The organism is Gordonia sp. SGD-V-85 (assembly GCF_001456905.1).
Lineage (GTDB): Bacteria > Actinomycetota > Actinomycetes > Mycobacteriales > Mycobacteriaceae > Gordonia > Gordonia hongkongensis.
This window is the reverse complement of the sequence record NZ_LNQO01000005.1, coordinates 164,077-185,399: the sequence shown is the minus strand read 5'-3', so window position 1 is coordinate 185,399 and position 21,323 is coordinate 164,077. Positions and strand designations below refer to the sequence as shown.

20 protein-coding genes are annotated in these 21,323 nt (G+C 67.5%); 19 read left to right on the top strand and 1 reads right to left on the bottom strand.

What is annotated here, in order from left to right:
- The first annotated feature begins 13 nt into the window (after positions 1 to 13).
- From AS181_RS07860 to nuoN, 14 genes are all read left to right on the top strand, one after another.
- The gene (locus tag AS181_RS07860) at positions 14 to 421 is read left to right on the top strand and encodes a hypothetical protein (protein WP_058251024.1); all 408 of its coding nucleotides are present in this window, start codon (positions 14 to 16) and stop codon (positions 419 to 421) included.
- A 161-nt stretch (positions 422 to 582) separates the two neighbouring features.
- A complete protein-coding gene (locus AS181_RS07855) occupies positions 583 to 987 on the top strand; it encodes an NADH-quinone oxidoreductase subunit A (protein WP_004021559.1) in 405 nt (134 codons plus the stop codon).
- Between the two features lie 38 nt (positions 988 to 1,025).
- Complete coding sequence (locus AS181_RS07850; protein WP_004021558.1) at positions 1,026 to 1,580, top strand: NuoB/complex I 20 kDa subunit family protein; 555 nt, start codon at positions 1,026 to 1,028, stop codon at positions 1,578 to 1,580.
- Complete coding sequence (locus AS181_RS07845) at positions 1,577 to 2,284, top strand: NADH-quinone oxidoreductase subunit C (RefSeq protein ID WP_058251023.1); 708 nt, start codon at positions 1,577 to 1,579, stop codon at positions 2,282 to 2,284. Before AS181_RS07850 ends, AS181_RS07845 begins: the two co-directional genes overlap by 4 nt.
- Positions 2,284 to 3,591, top strand: coding sequence for an NADH dehydrogenase (quinone) subunit D (gene nuoD, locus AS181_RS07840; RefSeq protein ID WP_058251022.1), 1,308 nt, complete (start codon positions 2,284 to 2,286; stop codon positions 3,589 to 3,591). Before AS181_RS07845 ends, nuoD begins: the two co-directional genes overlap by 1 nt.
- Positions 3,588 to 5,807 (top strand): NADH-quinone oxidoreductase subunit NuoF, encoded by a 2,220-nt coding sequence (gene nuoF / locus AS181_RS24515; RefSeq protein ID WP_082652889.1) that lies wholly within the window; start codon positions 3,588 to 3,590, stop codon positions 5,805 to 5,807. Before nuoD ends, nuoF begins: the two co-directional genes overlap by 4 nt.
- A complete protein-coding gene (locus AS181_RS07830) occupies positions 5,804 to 8,221 on the top strand; it encodes an NADH-quinone oxidoreductase subunit G (RefSeq protein WP_058251021.1) in 2,418 nt (805 codons plus the stop codon). The genes nuoF and AS181_RS07830 overlap by 4 nt, the downstream gene beginning before the upstream one ends.
- Positions 8,218 to 9,498 carry an NADH-quinone oxidoreductase subunit NuoH gene (nuoH, locus tag AS181_RS07825; protein ID WP_058251020.1) on the top strand — a complete coding sequence of 427 codons (1,281 nt, stop codon included), beginning with the start codon at positions 8,218 to 8,220 and terminating at the stop codon, positions 9,496 to 9,498. Before AS181_RS07830 ends, nuoH begins: the two co-directional genes overlap by 4 nt.
- Positions 9,491 to 10,054, top strand: coding sequence for an NADH-quinone oxidoreductase subunit NuoI (nuoI, locus tag AS181_RS07820; RefSeq protein ID WP_058251019.1), 564 nt, complete (start codon positions 9,491 to 9,493; stop codon positions 10,052 to 10,054). The genes nuoH and nuoI overlap by 8 nt, the downstream gene beginning before the upstream one ends.
- The gene (locus AS181_RS07815) at positions 10,051 to 10,839 is read left to right on the top strand and encodes an NADH-quinone oxidoreductase subunit J (protein ID WP_058251018.1); all 789 of its coding nucleotides are present in this window, start codon (positions 10,051 to 10,053) and stop codon (positions 10,837 to 10,839) included. Before nuoI ends, AS181_RS07815 begins: the two co-directional genes overlap by 4 nt.
- The gene (gene nuoK / locus AS181_RS07810; RefSeq protein WP_058251017.1) at positions 10,836 to 11,135 is read left to right on the top strand and encodes an NADH-quinone oxidoreductase subunit NuoK; all 300 of its coding nucleotides are present in this window, start codon (positions 10,836 to 10,838) and stop codon (positions 11,133 to 11,135) included. Before AS181_RS07815 ends, nuoK begins: the two co-directional genes overlap by 4 nt.
- A 10-nt stretch (positions 11,136 to 11,145) precedes the next feature.
- Positions 11,146 to 13,059: an NADH-quinone oxidoreductase subunit L gene (gene nuoL, locus AS181_RS07805; protein ID WP_058251016.1), complete on the top strand. Its 1,914-nt coding sequence runs from the start codon at positions 11,146 to 11,148 to the stop codon at positions 13,057 to 13,059.
- Positions 13,056 to 14,660, top strand: a complete 1,605-nt coding sequence (locus AS181_RS07800; RefSeq protein ID WP_058251015.1) for an NADH-quinone oxidoreductase subunit M — start codon at positions 13,056 to 13,058, stop codon at positions 14,658 to 14,660. Before nuoL ends, AS181_RS07800 begins: the two co-directional genes overlap by 4 nt.
- A complete protein-coding gene (nuoN, locus tag AS181_RS07795; protein ID WP_058251014.1) occupies positions 14,660 to 16,432 on the top strand; it encodes an NADH-quinone oxidoreductase subunit NuoN in 1,773 nt (590 codons plus the stop codon). The genes AS181_RS07800 and nuoN overlap by 1 nt, the downstream gene beginning before the upstream one ends.
- A 303-nt stretch (positions 16,433 to 16,735) precedes the next feature.
- On the opposite strand, the gene AS181_RS25360 is transcribed toward nuoN, so the two are convergent.
- Positions 16,736 to 16,903, bottom strand: a complete 168-nt coding sequence (locus tag AS181_RS25360) for a hypothetical protein (RefSeq protein ID WP_231742349.1) — start codon at positions 16,901 to 16,903, stop codon at positions 16,736 to 16,738.
- Between the two features lie 51 nt (positions 16,904 to 16,954).
- Between AS181_RS25360 and AS181_RS25125 the strand changes: the two genes are divergently transcribed.
- From AS181_RS25125 to AS181_RS07770, 5 genes are all read left to right on the top strand, one after another.
- Complete coding sequence (locus AS181_RS25125) at positions 16,955 to 17,245, top strand: hypothetical protein (RefSeq protein WP_058251013.1); 291 nt, start codon at positions 16,955 to 16,957, stop codon at positions 17,243 to 17,245.
- A gap of 49 nt (positions 17,246 to 17,294) precedes the next feature.
- Positions 17,295 to 17,540, top strand: coding sequence for a hypothetical protein (locus AS181_RS07785; protein ID WP_226512245.1), 246 nt, complete (start codon positions 17,295 to 17,297; stop codon positions 17,538 to 17,540).
- A 58-nt stretch (positions 17,541 to 17,598) separates the two neighbouring features.
- Positions 17,599 to 18,477 carry a LysR family transcriptional regulator gene (locus AS181_RS07780; protein WP_058251011.1) on the top strand — a complete coding sequence of 293 codons (879 nt, stop codon included), beginning with the start codon at positions 17,599 to 17,601 and terminating at the stop codon, positions 18,475 to 18,477.
- A complete protein-coding gene (locus AS181_RS07775) occupies positions 18,474 to 19,400 on the top strand; it encodes a serine hydrolase (RefSeq protein ID WP_058251010.1) in 927 nt (308 codons plus the stop codon). The genes AS181_RS07780 and AS181_RS07775 overlap by 4 nt, the downstream gene beginning before the upstream one ends.
- A gap of 98 nt (positions 19,401 to 19,498) precedes the next feature.
- Entirely contained in the window at positions 19,499 to 21,289 is a 1,791-nt protein-coding gene (locus AS181_RS07770) for a penicillin-binding transpeptidase domain-containing protein (RefSeq protein ID WP_058251009.1), read from the top strand.
- The last annotated feature ends 34 nt before the right edge of the window (positions 21,290 to 21,323 follow it).

The following is a 21,323-nucleotide window of genomic DNA, read 5'->3' as shown; positions in this document are numbered from 1 at the left end:
TAGCATGCCAACCGTGACCGACTCCCAGTCTGCGCGGGCCCTGCGGGTGCTGGTCTATTCCGACGACGCGCAGACCCGCGCGCAGGTCATCGGCGCGATCGGAACCCGGCCCGACCCGGGCAGCCCACCGGTCAGCTACATCGAGGTCGCCACCGCCCCAATGGTGTTCGCGCAGCTCGACGCCGGGGTCGTCGACGCCGTGATCGCCGACGGGGAAGCCACCCCGGCCGGTGGCATGGGCCTGGCCAAGCAGATGAAAGACGAACTCGATCCCTGTCCACCCGTGCTCGTCCTGCTCGGGCGTGCCGACGACCGGTGGCTCGCGGATTGGTCCCGCGCCGACGCCGTGGCCGTCCTGCCCGTCGACCCGATCACTCTTCCACGCGCGTTCGTCGACATGATCGGAAACGCCGAACTCTAGAAAACAGTGACTCGCGCCACACACTCACACTAGTCTTGTGTTGCAGCTCACATTCGTACTGCCGGACCAGATCGGCCGACGGCACGGATAGGACAAACACCCGGGCCGGCCGCACCGAACAGATGCCTTCCGGTCGCCACAAGCGAGGAGGGGTCCGCGCTTTGAACGCCTACGTCCCGATCATGGTCCTCGGGGCAATCGGCGTGGCGTTTGCCGTTTTCAGCGTCTTCATCGGCATCGCGATCGGTCCGAAACGGTACAACCGCGCCAAACTCGAGCCCTACGAGTGCGGCATCGAGCCGGTCGAACAGAGTCTGCTCTACCCGACGCGACGCACCGCCGGCGGCACGGTGGCAACCGGCTCGATCCAGCGCGTACCGGTCAAGTACTACCTCACCGCGATGCTCTTCATCATCTTCGACATCGAGATCGTGTTCCTCTACCCGTGGGCGGTCGCCTTCGACTCACTCGGGTGGTTCGGCCTCATGGCCATGCTCCTGTTCATCGTCAACGTCTCCGTCGCGTACGCCTACGAGTGGCGTCGCGGCGGACTGAGTTGGGACTGAGCGCTTTTCACCGATCCGATACGGCAAGGAGGTCACCCATGGGACTCGAGGAACGACTCCCCAGCGGATTCCTGCTGAGTACCGTCGAGGATCTGGCCGGGTTCATGCGCAAGGGCTCGCTCTGGCCGGCGACTTTCGGACTGGCCTGCTGCGCCATCGAGATGATGGCCACCACCTCGGGACGGTACGACCTCGCCCGGTTCGGCATGGAGGCGTTCCGGGCGTCGCCGCGACAGGCCGATCTCATGATCGTCGCCGGCCGCGTCAGCCAGAAGATGGCCCCCGTCCTCCGGCAGATCTACGACCAGATGCCGGAGCCCAAATGGGTTCTCGCCATGGGGGTCTGCGCGTCGTCGGGCGGGATGTTCAACAACTACGCGATCGTCCAGGGCGTCGATCACGTGGTCCCTGTCGACATCTACCTGCCGGGTTGTCCGCCACGCCCGGAGATGTTGCTGCACGCCATCCTGAAGCTGCACGAGAAGATCCAGGAGATGCCGCTCGGTGTCAATCGCGAGGAGGCCATCTGGGCGGCCGAACGTGCCGCCCTCCAGGCCACCCCGACGATCGAGCTGAAGGGGTTGCTCCGATGACCACGCCCGCAGGCCATCAGGACCCCGAGAACCCGGCACCCCCTCCGCACGACGCGGAGCAGATCGGCGTCCGACACGGGTTGTTCGGTCCGCCCGGAACCGGCGACACGTCGGGGTACGGCGGCCTGGTCCGGCCGGTCACGCTGCCGCCCAGTACGTCCCGACCCTACGGCGGGTATTTCGACGAGATCGCCGACCGTCTGCTCGACGAGATGGGCGACGGCCACGACGACGCGATCGAGAAGGTCGTGATCTTCCGGGGTGAGATGACCATCCACGTTGTACGACAGCACCTTCCCGCCGTCGCACTGACTCTGCGCAACGCGCCCGCGTTGCGATTCGAACTCTGCCTCGGCGTGAGCGGGGTCCACTATCCCGGCGACCCGGGCCGCGAACTCCATGCCATCTATCCGCTCGCCTCCCTGACCCACGGGCGTCGCGTCCGCCTCGAGGTCGCGGCGCCCGACGCCGACCCGCACATCCCGAGCATCTGCGACATCTACCCCACCAACGACTGGCACGAACGCGAGACCTACGACTTCTTCGGCATCGTCTTCGACGGCCATCGCTCGCTGACCCGGATCGAGATGCCCGACGACTGGGAGGGCCACCCCCAGCGCAAGGACTACCCGCTGGGCGGAGTCCCGGTGGAATACAAGGGAACCCGCGTCGACCCGCCGGACCGGAGGAGGTCGTACAACTGATGACCGACACCCACACCTACACCGTGTCCGGACAGGACTGGGACTCGATCGTGTCCGACGTCCGCACCCGCGCCGAGCAGCAACCGGGAGACGAACGCATCGTCGTCAACATGGGTCCGCAACACCCGTCGACGCACGGCGTCCTGCGCCTGATCCTCGAGATCGAAGGCGAGACCGTCACCGAGGCCCGCTGCGGAATCGGCTACCTGCACACCGGGATCGAGAAAAACCTCGAGTACCGCAACTGGACGCAGGGCGTCACGTTCGTCACCCGGATGGACTACCTGTCACCGTTCTTCAACGAGACCGCCTACTGCCTCGGCGTCGAGAAGCTCCTCGGCATCACCGACGACATCCCGGAACGCGCCACCGTCATGCGGGTGATGCTGATGGAGCTCAACCGCATCTCCAGCCATCTCGTCGCGCTGGCCACCGGCGGAATGGAACTCGGTGCCGTGACGGCGATGTTCCTCGGATTCCGCGAGCGGGAGATGATCCTCGACCTGTTCGAACTCATCACCGGCCTGCGGATGAACCACGCCTACATCCGCCCCGGAGGTGTCGCGCAGGACCTGCCAGAGGACGGCATCGACCGGGTCGCCGAGGTGATCCGACAGCTCCCCGGCCGCCTGGACGAACTCGGAGACCTGCTGAACGACAACTACATCTGGAAGGCGCGGACCCAGGGCGTCGGTTATCTCGACCTCACCGGTTGCATGGCACTCGGGGTCACCGGTCCGGTGCTGCGGTCGACCGGCTACCCGCACGACCTGCGCCGCGCCGAGCCGTACTGCGGCTACGAGAACTACGAGTTCGACGTCATCACCGAGGACACGTGCGACTCCTACGGCCGCTACCTGATCCGCGTGCGCGAGATGCGCGAGTCGATCCGCATCGTGGAGCAGTGTCTGGAACGGCTCCGGCCGGGGCCGGTGATGGTCGCCGACCGCAAGCTCGCCTGGCCGGCCGACCTCGCGCTCGGACCGGACGGACTGGGCAACTCGCCCGAGCACATCGCCCGGATCATGGGCACCTCCATGGAAGCCCTCATCCACCACTTCAAACTCGTCACCGAGGGGATGCGCGTCCCGGCCGGCCAGTGCTACGTCGCCGTCGAATCACCGCGGGGCGAGCTCGGCGTGCACATGGTCAGCGACGGCGGCACCCGGCCGTACCGCGTCCACTTCCGCGACCCGTCGTTCACGAATCTGCAGGCCGTCGCGGCGATGTGCGAAGGCGGGATGGTGGCCGACGTCATCACCGCGGTGGCCAGCATCGACCCCGTGATGGGAGGCGTGGACCGATGACCGATCCCGTGTTCGTGGACCTGAGCACCGCACCCCCGCCGGAAGGATCGGCGCCGGCACACGGCACCCCGGTCCCGCCGATCACCTTCGACGGCCCGGCCGGGTATCCCGACGTGGTCATCGAACAGCTGACCGCAGAGGCACTTCCGATCATCGCCCGCTATCCGCAGGCGCGGTCGGCGCTGCTGCTGCTGCTTCACCTGGTGCAATCCCACGACGGTCGTCTCACGCGTGCCGGGATCGAATTCTGTGCCGCACAACTGGATCTGACGCCCGCACAGGTGGCCTCGGTCGCCACGTTCTACTCGATGTACCGGCGCACGCCCACCGGCGAGTACCTCGTCGGGGTCTGCACGAACACCCTCTGCGCGACCCTCGGCGGCGACGAGATCCTCCGTTCGGTCTGCGAGCACCTGGGCGTGGAACCCGGGGACACGACGGCCGACCACCGCATCACCGTCGAACACGTCGAATGCAATGCGGCCTGCGACTTCGCGCCGGTGGTGATGGTCAACTGGGAGTTCTTCGACGACCAGACCCCAGAGTCGACCATCGAGCTCATCGAGGACCTTCGCGCCGGTGTCGAGGTCACCCCGGCTCGCGGTACCGGCCCCGTGCGATCGTTCCGCGAGACCGAACGCGACCTCGCCGGGCCCCCGACTCCGCCGACCGAGCCGGCACCTTCTCCGCTGGTTCAGCCCACCCCGCCGCTGGCTGAGCCCTCCCCTCCGCTGGTTGAGCCGGCACCCTCCCCGATGGTTGAGCCGGCCCCGAGCGAAGCGAGGCGCCGAGTCGAAGCCACCTCGCAACCACCCTCTCCGCTGGTTGAGCCGGCCCCGAGCGAAGCGAGGAGCCGAGTCGAAGCCACCTCGCAACCACCACAACCCGACCCCGAACCCGAACCCCCCGAGACCCCGGTCCTCTCCCGCCACTGGGACGAACCGCAATCCTGGACCCTGGACAACTATCTGCGCCACAACGGTTATCGAGCGTTGTCGACCGCACTGACCACTCCCCCCGACGACATCATCGAGACGGTCAAGGCCTCCGGTCTCCGTGGCCGAGGCGGCGCGGGCTTCCCGGTCGGGATGAAGTGGTCGTTCATTCCCCAGCAGGATTCCACGCAGACCGACCCGTCTGTCCCGCACTATCTCGTGGTCAACGCCGACGAATCCGAGCCGGGCACGTGCAAGGACATGCCGCTGATGCTCGCGTCGCCGCACACCCTCGTCGAAGGCGTGATCATCGCGGCGTATGCCATCCGCGCGCACCACGCGTTCATCTACGTGCGCGGTGAAGTCGCCTCGGTTCTCCGTCGACTGCGCACCGCCGTCGACGAGGCGTACGCCGCAGGCTATCTCGGCACGGACATCCTGGGATCCGGCTTCGATCTCGAACTGATCGTCCACGCCGGCGCGGGCGCCTACATCTGCGGCGAGGAAACCGCCCTGCTCGATTCGCTCGAGGGCCGCCGGGGACAACCCCGTCTGCGCCCGCCCTTCCCGGCGGTCGCCGGCCTGTACGCGAGTCCGACGGTCGTGAACAACGTGGAGTCGATCGCGAGCGTCCCGGCGATCATCCGCAACGGCGTCGACTGGTTCCGGTCCATGGGCACCGAGAAGTCACCCGGGTTCACCCTCTACTCGCTGTCGGGGCACGTGACGCGTCCCGGACAATACGAAGCACCACTCGGGGTTTCGTTACGGCAACTACTCGACCGGGCGGGCGGGGTGCGCGCCGGGCACGAGCTGAAGTTCTGGACACCGGGCGGGTCGTCGACACCACTGCTGACGCCGGAGCACCTCGACGTCCCGCTCGACTACGAGGGCGTCGGCGCGGCCGGTTCGATGCTGGGCACCAAGGCCCTGCAGATCTTCGACGAGACGACCTGCGTCGTCGGCGCGGTCCTGCGGTGGACGGAGTTCTACGAACACGAGTCCTGCGGTAAATGCACCCCGTGCCGCGAGGGCACGTACTGGCTGGTGCAACTGCTGCACCGGCTGGAGCACGAGGGCGGAACCGCCGCGGACCTCGACACCCTCGCCGATGTCACCAACAGCATCGTCGGGAAGTCGTTCTGCGCGCTCGGGGACGGAGCGGGCAGCCCGATCGTGTCGTCGCTGAAGTACTTCCGCGACGAGTACCTCGCCCACCTCGACCACGGGTGCCCGTTCGACCATTCACGCTCGACCGTCTGGGCAGGAGGCGTCCGATGACACTCACCCACGGGAGCGACCCGGCGGCCGCGACCGACAACCTGGTCGGCATCACCATCGACGGTCGCGCCGTCCGGGTACCCAGGGGCACGTTGGTGATCCGCGCGGCCGAGCAGATCGGCATCATGATCCCGCGCTTCTGCGACCATCCGCTCCTCGAACCGGTCGGTGCCTGCCGGCAGTGTCTCGTCGAGGTCGAGGGGCAGCGAAAGCCGCTCGCATCGTGCACGACCGTCGCCACCGAAGGAATGGTGGTGCGGACGCAGCTCAGCTCGGAGATCGCGGCGGGAGCGCAACGCGGGGTGATGGAACTCCTCTTGATCAACCACCCGCTGGACTGCCCGGTGTGCGACAAGGGCGGTGAGTGCCCGTTGCAGAATCAGGCGATGTCGGCCGGACGTTCCGAGTCGCGGTTCGACGGCGTCAAGCGGACCTTCACCAAGCCGGTCCCGTTGTCGTCGGAGGTCCTGCTCGACCGGGAGCGATGTGTGCTGTGTGCCCGCTGCACCCGATTCTCCACGCAGGTCGCGGGTGATCCGCTCATCGAGCTCGCGGATCGCGGTGCGCTGCAACAGGTCAGCATCTACGCCGACGAACCGTTCGACTCCTACTTCTCCGGCAACACCGTCCAGATCTGCCCGGTCGGTGCGCTGACGGGGGCGCAGTACCGGTTCCGCGCCCGGCCGTTCGACCTGGTGTCGACGCCGAGCGTGTGCGAACACTGTGCGAGTGGGTGCGCCCAGCGCACCGATCACCGCCGTGGAAAGGTGCTGCGCCGGCTCGCCGGTGACGATCCCGAGGTCAACTCGGAGTGGAACTGCGACAAGGGACGATGGGCGTTCGCCTACACGTCGTCACCTGATCGGATCACCGCCCCACTCGTCCGCGACCGGCACGGCGAACTCCGTGAGGCGTCGTGGGCCGACGCCGTGCGTACGGCGGCCGAGGGATTGACCCGTTCACCGGGCAACGTCGGTGTACTCACGGGCGGCCGGTTGACCGTGGAGGACGCGTACGCGTACTCACGCTTCGCGCGAACCGTGTTGTACACCAACGACATCGACTTCCGAACCCGGAGCCACAGCACCGAGGAGGCCGCCTTCCTCGCCGCGCGTATCGCCGGCCACGGACTCGCGACCACCTACGACGACCTGTCCGCCGCACCAGCGGTGCTGCTCGCCGGTTTCGAACCCGAGGAAGAGTCCCCGATCGTCTTCCTCCGTCTCCGGCGGGCGGTACGCACCGCCGGGCAGCGCGTCGCGACGGTCGCCCCGTTCGCGAGTCGCGGCGCCACCAAACTCGACGCCGCGGTCTTCCGGTCCGTTCCCGGCAGCGAGGCAGAGGTGCTCCGGTCGGCGGAGGTGACCGCGCATCTGCGGCCCGCCGGCTCGGTCATCCTCGTCGGCGAACGGCTGGCCACCCGGCCCGGCGCGTTCCCCGCAGTCGCGGAACTGGCCGACCGTACCGGCGCCCGGCTGGCCTGGATTCCGCGCCGCGCCGGCGAACGAGGCGCGCTCGAAGCGGGCGCCTTGCCGGGCCTGCTACCCGGCGGCCGGCCGCTCGACGACGAGGACGCCCGTACGCCGGTGGCGGAGATCTGGGGCACCGATCTCGACCCGCGGCCCGGACGCGACACCGCCGGGATCATCGACGCCGCGCGCTATCACGGGCTCTCGCTGGTGGTCGGCGGCGTCGACGTCGACGACCTCCCCGACCCCGTCGCGGCGACCGAGGCGCTGACCGCCGCACCGTTCGTCGTCAGCCTCGAGCAACGCCTCAGCGCCGTGACACGCTGCGCGGACGTGGTCTTCCCGGTGGCTGCCGTCGCGGAGAAGGAGGGCACGTTCGTCGACTGGGAGGGCCGCCCGCGGAGCTTCACCACCGCCCTGACGGACTCGGGCCACCTGTCCGACCACCGCATCCTCGACGCGATCGCCCGGCAGATGGGTGTCGACCTGCGGTGCGCCGACGTCCCGACCATCCACATCGACCTGCGACGCATCGGCGCATGGTCCGGCCGGCGGGCCCCCATCGACGCCGAGGACCGGCCCCAGCCCGACCCGGCTGCCGGCCAGGCGGTGCTTGCGGGGTGGCACACCCTGCTCGACGACGGCCGGATGCAAGACGGGGAACCGCACCTCGCCGGCACCGCCCGCCCGCCGGTGGCCCGGCTCGCGCCGTCTACCGCCGCCGAAGCCGGTGTCGGGTCAGGCGACCTCCTGCGCGTCAGCACCGCCGACGGCGCCATCGTTCTGCCGGTGGCGATCACCGACATGCCGGATCGGGTCGTCTGGCTCCCGCTGTTCTCACCCGGCTCGCACGTCCACGCCGCGCTTCGCGCGCAGGAGGGTGACCTCGTGGCCCTCGCGCCGGCCCCGGTCGACGCCACCGACGCCGCAGGGGGTGCCGCGTGAACCTCGCCACCGATTTCCCGACCCTCGACGACTTCGGCCAGGACCCGATCTGGCTCGTCGTCGCCAAGGCGCTGGCCGTGTTCGTGTTCCTTGTGCTCAATCCGCTCATCGCCATCCTGCTCGAGCGAAAGATCATGGCACGCATGCAGACCCGCCTCGGGCCGAATCGGGTCGGCCCCAAGGGGATCCTGCAGAGCCTCGCCGACGGCGTGAAACTCGCACTCAAGGAGGGGATCATCCCCACCGGCGTCGACAAGGTGATCTATCTGCTGGCACCGATCATCGCGGTCGTCCCGGCGGTGATGGCCTTTGCGGTCATCCCGTTCGGGCCGATGGTGTCGGTATTCGGTCACCAGACTCCGTTGCAGCTCACCGATCTCCCCGTCGGAGTGCTGTATGTCCTGGCGGTCACGTCGGTGGGTGTCTACGGGATCGTGCTGGCCGGCTGGTCGTCGGGCTCGACCTATCCGCTGCTCGGCGGACTCCGCTCGACGGCACAGGTCATCTCGTACGAGATCGCGATGGGACTCACCTTCGCCGCGGTGTTCCTCGACGCCGCGACGATGTCGACGTCGGGAATCGTTGCCGCCCAGGAGCACCACTGGTACGTGTTGTTGCTGCTGCCCTCGTTCGTCATCTACGCCATCTCGATGGTCGGCGAGACCAACCGGGCGCCCTTCGATCTGCCCGAGGCCGAGGGTGAGCTGGTCGGCGGGTTCCACACCGAGTACTCGTCGTTGAAGTTCGCCATGTTCATGCTCGCCGAGTACATCAACATGGTCACCGTCTCCGCGCTCGCCACCACTCTGTTCCTCGGCGGTTGGCAGGCGCCGTGGCCGCTGAGCACGTTCGACTGGGCGAACTCCGGTTGGTGGCCCGTCCTCTGGTTCACGCTCAAGGTGTGGGCGTTCCTGTTCGTGTTCATCTGGCTGCGAACCAGTCTGCCGCGCTTGCGATACGACCAGTTCATGAATCTGGGTTGGAAGGTCCTGATCCCCATCTCCCTCACCTGGGTGATGGTCGTCGCGATCATCCGCGCCGCCTTCGCCGGCGAGGACGCCGACCTCACCCGCGCGCTCGTCTCCGCCGGCGCCGGACTCGTCGTCACCGGGCTCATCGCCTACGCGGTGTGGCGGTTGATGCGGGTCCCCGACATCTCGGACCCGACGCTGGACTCCGCAGACCCGTCCGCCGCACCCGACGAGTTCGACCCGATGGCCGGCGGATTCCCTGTGCCGCCGATGCCCAGCACCGTGAGGGAGACCACCGATGCCTGACTTCCTGAAACCGGTGAGCGGATTGCGCGTCACCTTCGGCGGCATGTTCCAACCCACGATCACCGAGCAGTACCCCGAGCAGAAACGGCCGACCGCAGCGCGCTATCACGGTCGCCATCAATTGAATCGGCACCCCGACGGTCTCGAGAAGTGCATCGGGTGCGAGCTGTGCGCGTGGGCGTGCCCGGCCGACGCCATTTACGTGGAGGGCGCCGACAACACACCCGACGAGCGCTATTCGCCCGGCGAGCGGTACGGACGGGTCTACCAGATCAACTACCTGCGGTGCATCGGCTGCGGGCTGTGCATCGAGGCGTGCCCCACGCGAGCGCTCACGATGACCAACGACTACGAACTCGCCGATGACAACCGCGCCGACCTCATCTACGAGAAGGACCGTCTGCTGGCCCCGCTGCAACCCGGCGTCGACGCGCCGCCGCACGCGATGGCGCCGGGCTCCACCGAGAAGAACTACTACCGGGGCGAGGTGACCGCCGACGGCCGCGTGACCCTGCCAACTCCGACTGTCCCGACCGAACGCGAGCCGCGGTCATGACTCCCGGTGGCACCCTGTGGCTCGCCGACGAGGTGGTGCGCACCTCCACCGGCGAGGCGATCCAGTTCTGGGTTCTCGGGGCCGTCGCGGTCGCGGGTGCGCTGGGTGTCGTCTTCGCCACCAAGGCCGTGTACTCCGCGATCTTCCTGGCCACCACGATGATCGTCCTCGCCGTGTTCTATGTCGCACAGGGGGCGCTGTTCCTGGGCGTGGTGCAGGTGGTCGTGTACACCGGTGCGGTGATGATGCTGTTCCTGTTCGTCATCATGCTGATCGGCGTCGACTCGTCGGACTCACTGCGGGAGACCCTGCGCGGCCAGCGACTGTCCGCGGTGTTGATCGGTGTCGGCTTCGGAATCCTGTTAATCGCCGGGATCGGCAGCGCCACCGTCGGTGTCGTCACCGGTGCCACCGACCCCGGCGTCGTGGCCGCGCAGAGCGACGCCGGTGTCGAGGCCATCGCCGAGCTGATCTTCGTCCGCTACCTGTGGGCGTTCGAGCTCACCGGAGCCCTCCTCATCGCCGCCACGCTCGGCGCCATGGTGCTCGCGCACCGGGAGCGTTTCGGGCCACGACTCACCCAGAAAGAACTGTCGCAGGCGCGGTTCCGCAGTGGGGTCAACCTGACCCCGCTGCCGACACCCGGGGTCTACGCGCGACACAACGCGGTCGACGTGCCGGCCCGTCTGCCCGACGGGTCGCCGTCGGACCTGTCGGTCAACGCCATCCTGGCCGCGCGGACACTCCGCACCCGCCCGGCCGACGACCCGGGGACCGACCGGTGAACCCGGAGAACTACCTCTACCTCGCAGCGCTGCTGTTCACCATCGGCGCGGCCGGAGTATTGCTGCGACGCAACGCGATCGTCGTGTTCATGTGCGTCGAGCTCATGCTCAATGCGGCCAACCTCGCCTTCGTCACCTTCGCCCGGATGAACCAGTCGTTCGACGGCCAGGTCATCGCTTTCTTCACCATGGTCGTCGCCGCGGCGGAAGTGGTGGTCGGGCTGGCGATCATCATGACCATCTTCCGATCACGCCGCTCGGCGTCGGTCGACGACGCGGATCTGCTGAAGAGGTAGAGGAGGATTGGTGAACGCCGAACTCACTGCGTCATTGCTCTGGCTGATCCCGGCTCTGCCGCTCCTGGGTGCGGCGATCCTCCTTCTCGGTGGTCGCGCCACCGACCGGTGGGGGCATCTGCTCGGGACGGGCCTCGCGATCGCGTCGTTTGCGGTGGCGCTGATCATGTTCACCGGCATGGTGTCCCGATCTGCTGACGACCGCGTCGTGTCGGACGTCCTGTTCAGTTGGGTACCGGTGGGCGAGCTCCAGGTCGACTTCGGGTTTCTCCTCGACCAGCTGTCGATGTGCTTCGTCCTGCTGATCACCGGCGTCGGCTCGCTCATCCACGTCTATTCGATCGGCTACATGCAGCACGATCCAGATCGTCGCCGATTCTTCGCCTACCTCAACCTGTTTCTCTCGGCCATGCTCGTCCTCGTCCTGGCCGACAACTACCTGGGTCTCTACCTCGGCTGGGAAGGCGTCGGACTCGCGTCGTACCTGCTGATCGGTTTCTGGCAGCACAAGCCGTCGGCGGCCACCGCGGCCAAGAAGGCATTCGTCGTCAACCGGGTCGGCGACATCGGGCTCGCTGTCGCCCTGATGATCATGTTCGCCGCCTTTGGCTCAGTGGCCTTCACCGCGGTGTTCGATGGTGCTTCCCAGACAGGCGAGACGACACTCACCGCACTGGGTTTCGTGCTGCTTCTCGCCGCATGCGGCAAGTCGGCGCAGGTGCCGCTGCAGTCGTGGCTGGGCGACGCGATGGAGGGCCCGACGCCGGTGTCGGCGCTGATCCACGCCGCGACCATGGTGACCGCCGGCGTCTACCTCATCGTGCGCTCGGGCCCGATCTTCGACCTCGCCCCCGCCGCCCAGGTCGGGGTCGTGGTCGTCGGCGCGGTCACCCTGCTGTTCGGCGCCGTCATCGGTTGCGCGAAGGACGACATCAAGAAGGCGCTCGCCGCGTCGACGATGAGCCAGATCGGGTACATGGTCCTGGCCGCCGGGCTCGGTCCGGCGGGTTACGCGTTCGCCATCATGCACCTCCTCACCCACGGCTTCTTCAAGGCGGGGCTGTTCCTCGGCGCGGGATCGGTGATGCACGGGATGAACGACGAGACCGACATGCGCCGCTACGGCGGACTGCGCTCCCTCATGCCGATCACGTTCGTCACCTTCGGCGTCGGGTATCTCGCGATCATCGGTGTGCCGCCGTTCGCGGGCTTCTACTCGAAGGACCACATCATCGAGGCCGCGTTCGGCGCCGGTGGAGCGAAAGGTCTGATCCTCGGTGGCGCAGCACTTCTCGGCGCCGGGATCACGGCGTTCTACATGACCCGGGTCATGTTGCTCACCTTCTTCGGCGAGAAGCGTTGGCACGACGGCACAGACGCGCCGGCACCTCACCCGCACGAGTCGCCGCGTGTCATGACCGGCCCGATGATCCTGATCGCGCTCGGCTCCGTTGCATCGGGCGGCCTGCTGGCCATCGGCGGGTCGCTGGAGACGTGGCTCGAACCCGTTGTCGGAGAACACACCGAGCACCATCTCGTCCCGGTGTGGGCCATGACGGCGATCATCCTGCTCGTGGTCGCCGTCGGCGTGGCTGTCGCCTACCGTCAGTACGCGACTCGACCGGTGCCGGTGACCGCGCCCGAGGACGTATCGGTGCTCACCGTCGCCGCTCGCCGCGATCTGTACGGCGACGCCGTCAACGAGGAGCTGCTGATGCGGCCGGGTCAGCGGGTCACCGCCGGCCTCGTCGCGGTCGAGTCCGACGGCGTCGACGCGCTCACCAGTGGTGTCGGTGATGCGGTGACCGGCGCGTCGCGTCGAATACGCGGGTGGCAGAACGGTTATGTCCGTTCGTATGCCTTGTCGATGTTCGCGGGTACCACCGTGATCGTGGCCCTGGTGATGGCGGTGAACGTCCTGTGAGCATCCCCTGGTTGACCATCCTCTGGGTTGCGCCCGCCGTCGGCGCGGCCCTTGTCCTCGCGATCCCGGCGCACCGGGCGACCGCGGCGAGATGGTTCGCGCTCGTGGTGTCCGTGGCTGTCCTCGTCCTGTCGATCGGTCTCGCGGCCGGTTTCGATCCCGGTGGCGAGCGCTACCAGTTCGTCGAAGACGTCAGCTGGATACCGGCGCTGGGTACGCGGTACGCGCTGGGGCTCGACGGCATCGGACTTGTCCTGGTGCTCCTGACCGCGGCACTCTTGCCCCTGCTGCTCGTGGCCGGTTGGCGCGATGCCGAGTCGGCTGGCTCGCTGGACAATTCGGGTGGGCGCGCGCAGAAGGGCCCGCACATCTACCTGGCGCTGTTCCTCGCCACCGAGGCGATGGTGCTGATGAGTTTCGTCGCGCTCGATGTGCTGCTGTTCTACATCTTCTTCGAGGCGATGCTCATCCCGATGTACTTCCTGATCGGCGGGTTCGGCACCGGACCCAACCGATCGGCGGCCGCGGTGAAGTTCCTGTTGTACAACCTTTTCGGCGGACTCCTTCTGCTGGCCGCGGTCATCGGGCTGTACGTGGTGACCGCCCAGGACGGGGTCGGCCCAGACGGTGGCGGGACGTTCGCGCTGCCGGACATCGCCGCAGCTGTCGCGAGCGGACAGATCGACGACTCGACCGGACTGGCCAAACTCCTGTTCCTCGGCTTCCTGTTCGCCTTCGCGGTGAAAGCGCCGCTGTGGCCGTTGCATTCGTGGTTGCCCGACGCCGCCGTCGCCGCCACGCCCGCCTCGGCGGTGCTGATGATGGCCGTGATCGACAAGGTCGGGACCTTCGCGATGCTGCGCTTCTGCATGCAGCTGTTCCCGGACGCGTCCCAGTACTTCGCGCCCTTTGTCTGCGCACTCGCGGTCGTCAGCATCGTCTACGGCGCGGTCCTGGCCATCGGACAGACAGACGTGATGCGGCTCATCGCCTACACGTCCATCTCGCACTTCGGCTTCATCATCCTCGGCATCTTCGCGATGACCGATCAGGGCCAGACCGGGTCGACGCTCTATATGGTCAATCACGGGATATCCACCGCCGCACTGTTCCTCATCGCCGGCTTCCTCGTGTCACGCCGTGGGAGCACCCTGATCGCCGACTACGGCGGCGTGCAGAAGGTCGCGCCCGTCCTCGCCGGCACGTTTCTCGTCGCCGGGCTCGCCACCCTCTCGCTCCCGGGGCTGGCCCCGTTCATCAGCGAGTTCCTGGTCCTCATCGGCACCTTCTCCCGCTATCCGGTTGCCGCGGTGATCGCCTGCTCGGCACTCGTCCTGTCGGCGATCTACATCCTGTGGACGTATCAGCGAATGATGGGCGGACCGACGAAGCCGGCGCGCGACCGCTCGTCGTCGATGCGGGACCTGGCGGGTCGCGAACTCGTGGTCGTCGCTCCGCTGCTCGCCCTGCTCATCGCGCTGGGGGTGTATCCGAAGCCGATGATCGACCTGATAGATCCGGCGGTACAGGCCACGCTCACCACTGTCGGCGTCGAGGCGCCCGAACCGGCCGTCGCCGAGTCCGATCTGGAGGGCAACTGATGACATCGACCACCCTCGTCGACGGTCCGATGACGCTGGCCGCCATCGACACCCCCAGCGTCGAATACGCATCTCTCGCACCGATGCTCATCGTCTTCGGCGTGGGGGTCGTCGGGGTGCTCGTCGAGGCGTTCGCGCCGCGTCGTCTGCGGTATCCCCTGCAACTCTCGCTCGCGCTCGGCGGGTTGGTCGTCGGATTAGGTGCCCTGATCGCGGTGGCGGTCGCGCAGACACACGATGGCGCGAACGGCGAGTTCGCGATGTCGGGTGCGGTCGTGATCGACCGACCGGCGCTGTATCTACAAGGGCTGCTGCTGATCATCGCGGTCATCGCCGTCGGGTTCATGGCCGAGCGCCGACTCGAGCGAGTGGTCGCACCGGTGACGATGCGAAGGCTCGCCGGGGTCGGCGGCGGGGACGACGCGATCACGCGTGGCGGCCCGGCCGGTGGCGGTGTGGACGCCGACATGTTCACCCCCTCGGGCGCCTCGGTACCCAACACCGATGCCGAGTTCGAGGCCACCCGCGCCGGAGCGGTGACGACCGAGGTCTTTCCCCTGGCCCTGCTCGCGGTGGGCGGGATGATGCTGTTCCCGGCGTGTGGGGACCTGCTCACGATGTTCATCGCGCTGGAGGTGTTCTCGCTCCCGCTGTATCTGCTGTGCGGACTGGCCCGGCGTCGGCGCCTCATCTCGCAGGAAGCCTCCCTGAAGTACTTTCTGCTGGGCGCGTTCTCGTCCGCATTCTTCCTGTTCGGAGCGGCCTTCGTCTACGGCGCCACGGGTTCGCTGAACCTCTCGACGATCGGTGCGTCGATCTCGGCGACCGCCGACAGCGGCGGTGACACGACACTGGCACTCATCGGGCTGGCGCTGCTCGCCGTCGGCCTGCTCTTCAAAGTGGGTGCGGTGCCGTTTCATTCGTGGATTCCGGATGTCTATCAGGGCGCTCCGACGCCGGTCACCGCATTCATGGCCGCCGCCACCAAGGTCGCCGCTTTCGGCGCGCTGCTCCGGGTCTTCTACGTCGGCTTCCCGGGCCTGAGGGAGCAGTGGGAACCCGCGTTGTGGGCGGTGGCCATCGCGTCGATGGTCATCGCCTCGGTCATGGCGGTGACCCAGAACGACGTCAAGCGGATGCTCGCGTACTCGTCCATCGCGCACGCCGGGTTCATCCTGCTCGGCCTGATCGCCTTCGACGAAGCCGGACTCGGCGCCACGCTGTTCTACCTCGCCGCCTACGCGTTCACCACTCTCGGCGCCTTCGCCACCGTCGCCGTCATCCGTGAGCCCGACACCGACGCCGGTCCCTCTGCCCGCGCGGTCGCCATCCACGGCACCGCACCGCTGCCGCGAAACCCACACCTGTCCGGCCGCGAGGCCACCGACCTCACCCAGTGGTCGGGGTTGGGGCGCCGTTACCCGCTGGTGGGCGCCATGTTCTCGGTGTACCTGCTCTCCTTCGCGGGCATCCCGCTGACCAGTGGCTTCATCGCCAAGTTCGACGTCTTCGCCGCAGCCGCCGGTTCCGGCGGCGGCGTCCTGGTGGTCATCGGCGTCATCAGCAGCGCCATCGCCGCCTACGTCTACGTCCGCATCATCGTCGCCATGTTCTTCGACGACGTTCCCACCGCCGGCGCCCCGCACGTGGTGAAACCCAGCGTGCTGACGACGACCGGCATCGCCCTGTGCACCCTCGTGACCGTGGCCCTCGGTATCTTTCCGCAACCGCTGCTCGACCTCGCAGACTCGGCAGCGGTGTTCTTGCGCTGACAGATGATCAGGAACGGATCCGTCAACGAAACGTCGACCACTGCGGAGTTGTGCAGGATCGTGCACGGTCACGTGTCGAGTTGGGGCATTTGGGTCCGGTATGCGACGCATACTGCCCCCGCGTCAGGCGCTGTGTGGTCGCGCTACGTCGTCCAAACGCATCGTCCGACCTGTGGGTCTTCTCTAACCGATGTCCCGTCTCCGTCAACGCTCAGCAAAAGACCGAGCGGCAACGGATATTGTGAGCGATCCATCAAAATAGGAGCGCCGCCAATGTCTGATCTCGACCCCCTCGGTGAGCGTCTACGCCGAATGGCGGTGTCTCAGGCAAAAGTGACCGATCACCGATCGGTTGCCGGAATCGTTCGGGTGGACGTTGATCACGCGGCGTATCAACGCGACCCAGCAGCGGCACGGTGCGGTCTCCTCGACCGCTACGTCGCCACCGCTCACGCGGACCGCGGCGGTCATGACGCGATTTCTATCGCCCTTACGAGATTCATCGTCGATTCTTCGGTCGACGTGAATGACCTGCTCGACCACGCGTTCGTGGAGTCTCGTGGCCTCCCCGGATGGATCGAGGACCGAGCGGACCGATTCCCGGTCAGCAACCGCACCGAAGGCGGAACCATCCAAGCCGGGCGCTGGGTCGGCCCGGACGGACGGTCGCGGTATCTCGCGAACAAGGACGTGCTGTACCAACGAGCGAACGTCGTGTATCTGCTGCAGACTTCTGCAACCACCGCGTCCACCAGCACGACGGTGCAGGCAGGTTTGCAGGACATCGTGGTGTCAGCCCACCTCGAGGATTGAGAGCGACATGGTGACCCGGAACTCCGTTGTGTCCGATCTGGAGTCGGCCATGAACACCGTCATCCACTTCGTCGCCGATCCGGATGATGCCAGCTGGTACATGGGTGACGCCGAGCGACATACTCTCTACCTGCGTATGGGCGATTTCCCTGATGAGGAGGCGTTCTCGCTGTACCTCGGTCACGGCAGATGGATGGACTTCTCAACTCCTCCGGCCACTTGGACGATCGCGACTCCGACACAATGGCCGCCAACTGCGCGTCCTCGGTTACCCAAAGGCGAGTTCCACGAGTGACACTCGCCCACTTCTCAGCTGAGGCCTGCCCGGGTGCAACCATGCCATCCTGGAACCCGTGGATCTGATCAGGCACCTACGGTTCTTCGTCGCCGTGGCCGAGGAGGGCCACTTCGGCGAGGCCGCTGCGCGCCTGGAGATGACACAGCCGCCGGTGTCGCAGGGTCTGCGTCGCCTGGAGAAGCAGCTGGGACTCCAGCTCATCCGACGCACCACTCGCGGCGCTGAACTCACCGATGCCGGACGCGAACTGCTTCCGCGCGCACGTCTACTCGTCGACGACGCCTCGAGATTCGTCGGCGAGGCCCGGCGGCTCCACGAGCGCACCGAGGTATTGCGTTGGGGTACCCCATCACTGGTCGGCCCGACGATCACGGCCACGCTGGCACGCCGCATCGCCGGGATTGCGTCTGGACAGGACTCGATCAGCTCCTCGACCGTCGATCTCATCGAACAGGTGTCGGCCGGGTCACTAGACCTCGCGGTTGTCGAAGCGCCCTGTGTCACCGGCTCTTTGACCACCGGCCCGATTGTGGTCCTCAAACGTTCGGTCGTGGTGCCTGCGATGCACCCGGTGGCGTCCGCCGACCGGCCGCGCCTGCGTCACCTGGCCGGGCTGCGCTTCTGCCACACGCCACGGTCGTTCAACCCGCCTGCGCACGACCAGCTGATCGACCGGCTCCGAGAGTCCGGCCTCGACCCGCAGCTGAATACGGTGACCTCCGCCGACCAACTGCTGGCCGCGGTCGCCGCCGGGCACGCCTTCGCGCTGACCGTCGATCGCGATGCCCTCGCCGCGGTCGATGCCGTTCGCTGCCTGTCCGTCGGACCGGACGCCACCGCGCTGCGCCTTCGCGTCGTCTACCGCGAACCCGGCCTCAGCGAGGTGGCGGAGGTCGTCACCGCCGCCCTCTACCGGATCGGCAAGGCGACGTGAGCTCGTCGGCGCCCCTCCCCGAGTCGGTCCGCACCGAGCTCGATCGCACTGTCCACGAGACCTTCGCCGACGCCGGCTGTTCGGGGTGCGTGCACGTACGGACGATCGGTCCGACGCCGGTCGAGTACTGCCACGACGCCGACACCCCGGTCGTCCTCGCGTCGGTCTACAAACTCGCGGTGTTGGTTTCCCTGTGCCGCATGGCAGATCGCGGCGACATCGATCTCACGGCGTCGATCACCGTCGATCCCACGCGGAGGGCCCATGGCCCGACCGGGCTCGCACTGTTCTCGGACCCGGTCACCATTTCCTGGCGTGACCTCGCCACGTCAATGATGACCGTCTCGGACAATGTCGCCGCCGACGTCATCCTCGCCCACATCGGACTGCCGCAGATCCACGACGACCTGGTCGACCTCGGCCTCACCCACACCCGCATCATCGGTGGTATCGCCGAATCGCACGCACGTCTGCAGCGGGAGACCGGCACGAGCACCGTCGCCGAAGCCTTCGCCGCCCTGGCCGATCCCGACTTCGACGCCTCGGTCAGTGCCTACGACGCCGCCTACTCCAGTGCCGCGACACCGCGCGACTGCACGACGCTGCTCGACGCGATCTGGACCGATCGCGCAGCGTCCGCGACGTCGTGTGAGTTCATTCGCCAGACGATGAGGAAACAGGTCTTCACCTCGCGCCTCGCTTCGGGGTTTCCGTTCCGCCGGGTGAGCGTCGCGGGTAAGACGGGCACGCTCGTCGCCATTCGCAACGAGATCGGCGTCATCGAGTTCCCCGGCGAAGTGCCGATCGCGGTCGCGGTCTTCACGATGAGCGCGAGATCCGAGATGGCACTACCCGAGGTCGACCGCGCCATCGGAGAGGTGGCCCGCGTGATCGTCACCGAACTCCGAAGACCGGACGACTGAGCGGAAACTCGCCGGCAACAGCGGTGATAGCGATCCGCTATCGGCCGATCGCGTGCCGAAACTTGGCATCACGGCGTCCCGATGGGTTGGCTCAAGACATGCGTCGATGGTGGGCACTGGTGAGTGCATGTGCGGTGATCGTGGGCACGATGTCGGGTTGCTTCCTGTCCTCGGACTCACCTGACGACGCGCTACGGTCGTTCGCGGCCGCGCTGCAGGAGGGCGATGCCACCAGAGCCGCGGCCCTCACCGACGATCCGACCGCCGCAAGCGCGGCGATCACCGCCATGTTCGACGGCATGGGCCGCACGCCCAAGCTCTCGGTCGCGGCCGACCTGGTCGACGACAAGGAGGTCAGCGGCACACTCGACCATCGCTGGCAGATCCGCGATCGAAACGTCGGGTATCAGACCTCTGTCGTTCTCGCCGAGTCGGATTCCCACTGGAAGATCCGGTGGCAGCCCTCCGTCCTGCACCGTCAACTCCGTGCCGGAGAATCGTTCTCGTACAGCGACGATCGCGCCTACCGGACGCCGGTCCTCGACACCAACGATCGGCCGCTCATGACCTGGCAGGCCGTCACCCTGGTCACGTTGCAACGCGCGCAACTCGGTTCGGCGGAGATGCTCGCCCGCGCCCTCCGACCCGTCGAACCCGGTATGACCGCCGCCGGTATCCGCGCGGCCTTCGCGGGCAACTCGTCCAGCCGGTCGAGCCCCGTCGAGACCCACACGGTGATCCGGCTCCGCGAGTCCGATCTCCGGCGCGTCCGGCGCTCGGTGGAGTCGATTCCGGGTGTCGTGCTCAGCGAGCAAGGCGCGCTGCTCAGCGCCACCAAAGCACAGCATTCGCCGGCGATGTCGGGACTCGAGGAGATCTGGCGCGAGCACATCGACGCCACGGCGGGGTGGTCCGTCCAGATCGTCGGCGCCGACGGCACACCCACTCATCTCGTCGACTCGGCGCAACCCGGTGTCACGCCACCGGTACGCACGACCCTCGATCGCGATGTCCAGACCCGAGCGCAACTCGCCGTCGACGGCGAACGACGCCCTGCCATGGTCGTGGCCATCGAACCGTCGACCGGAGGCATCGTCGCCGTCGCGCAGAACGACGCCGCCGACAGGTCGGGATCGGTCTCACTGTCCGGGCTCTACCCTCCGGGTTCGACGTTCAAGACCATCACGACCGCAGCAGCACTGGACGCCGGAGCCGTGCAACCGACGTCACAGGTCCGCTGTCCCGGCCGCACCACCATCGAAGGTCGGACGATCCCGAACGAGGACGACTTCGACCTCGGGACCGTGGCACTTCCAACAGCTTTCGCGCGCTCGTGCAACACGACGATGGGCGCCCTCGCGAACAGGCTCCCCGACGATGCGCTCACCGCCATGGCACGACGGTTCGGCATCGGCGCGGACTACACCGTTCCGGGCCTGACGACCGTCACCGGGTCGGTGCCCCGCGCCGATTCACCAGCGTTGCGGGTCGATAACGGCATCGGTCAGGGTACGGTGACCGTCAGCCCCTTCGGTCTCGCCCTGGCCGAGGCGAGCCTCGCGCGCGGTGAGACCGTGACCCCCGGCCTGGTTCGCGGAAGGGACACGACGGGAGACGTGGAACCGCAACAGATCCCGGGCGACGTCACTCGTGCACTCCGAAGCATGTTGCGCGACACGGTCACTCGCGGCACGGCCACCGCACTCCGCGACATCCCCGGTCTCGGCGGAAAGACCGGCACGGCGGAGTACGGCGACAACAAGAACCCGCACGGCTGGTTCGCCGGCATCGTCGGGGACCTCGCGTTCGCGACGCTCGTCGTCGGAGGCGGGTCGTCCGCACCCGCTGTCGAGGTGACCGGAGAGTTCCTGCGGCCGCTGAGCGAGTGAGCGCTTCCGCAAAGTGCGGGAAAGGTACCGGATT

Excerpts from the sequence above, each read along its gene's own strand:
- AS181_RS07850 (WP_004021558.1), top strand. The coding sequence starts at position 1,026 with ATGGGACTCGAGGAACGACTCCCCAGCGGATTCCTGCTGAGTACCGTC.
- AS181_RS07845 (WP_058251023.1), top strand. The coding sequence starts at position 1,577 with ATGACCACGCCCGCAGGCCATCAGGACCCCGAGAACCCGGCACCCCCT.
- nuoD (WP_058251022.1), top strand. The coding sequence starts at position 2,284 with ATGACCGACACCCACACCTACACCGTGTCCGGACAGGACTGGGACTCG.
- nuoF (WP_082652889.1), top strand. The coding sequence starts at position 3,588 with ATGACCGATCCCGTGTTCGTGGACCTGAGCACCGCACCCCCGCCGGAA.
- AS181_RS07830 (WP_058251021.1), top strand. The coding sequence starts at position 5,804 with ATGACACTCACCCACGGGAGCGACCCGGCGGCCGCGACCGACAACCTG.
- nuoI (WP_058251019.1), top strand. The coding sequence starts at position 9,491 with ATGCCTGACTTCCTGAAACCGGTGAGCGGATTGCGCGTCACCTTCGGC.
- AS181_RS07815 (WP_058251018.1), top strand. The coding sequence starts at position 10,051 with ATGACTCCCGGTGGCACCCTGTGGCTCGCCGACGAGGTGGTGCGCACC.
- nuoN (WP_058251014.1), top strand. The coding sequence starts at position 14,660 with ATGACATCGACCACCCTCGTCGACGGTCCGATGACGCTGGCCGCCATC.
- AS181_RS25360 (WP_231742349.1), bottom strand. The coding sequence starts at position 16,903 with ATGACCGCCGCGGTCCGCGTGAGCGGTGGCGACGTAGCGGTCGAGGAG.
- AS181_RS07785 (WP_226512245.1), top strand. The coding sequence starts at position 17,295 with ATGAACACCGTCATCCACTTCGTCGCCGATCCGGATGATGCCAGCTGG.
- AS181_RS07770 (WP_058251009.1), top strand. The coding sequence starts at position 19,499 with ATGCGTCGATGGTGGGCACTGGTGAGTGCATGTGCGGTGATCGTGGGC.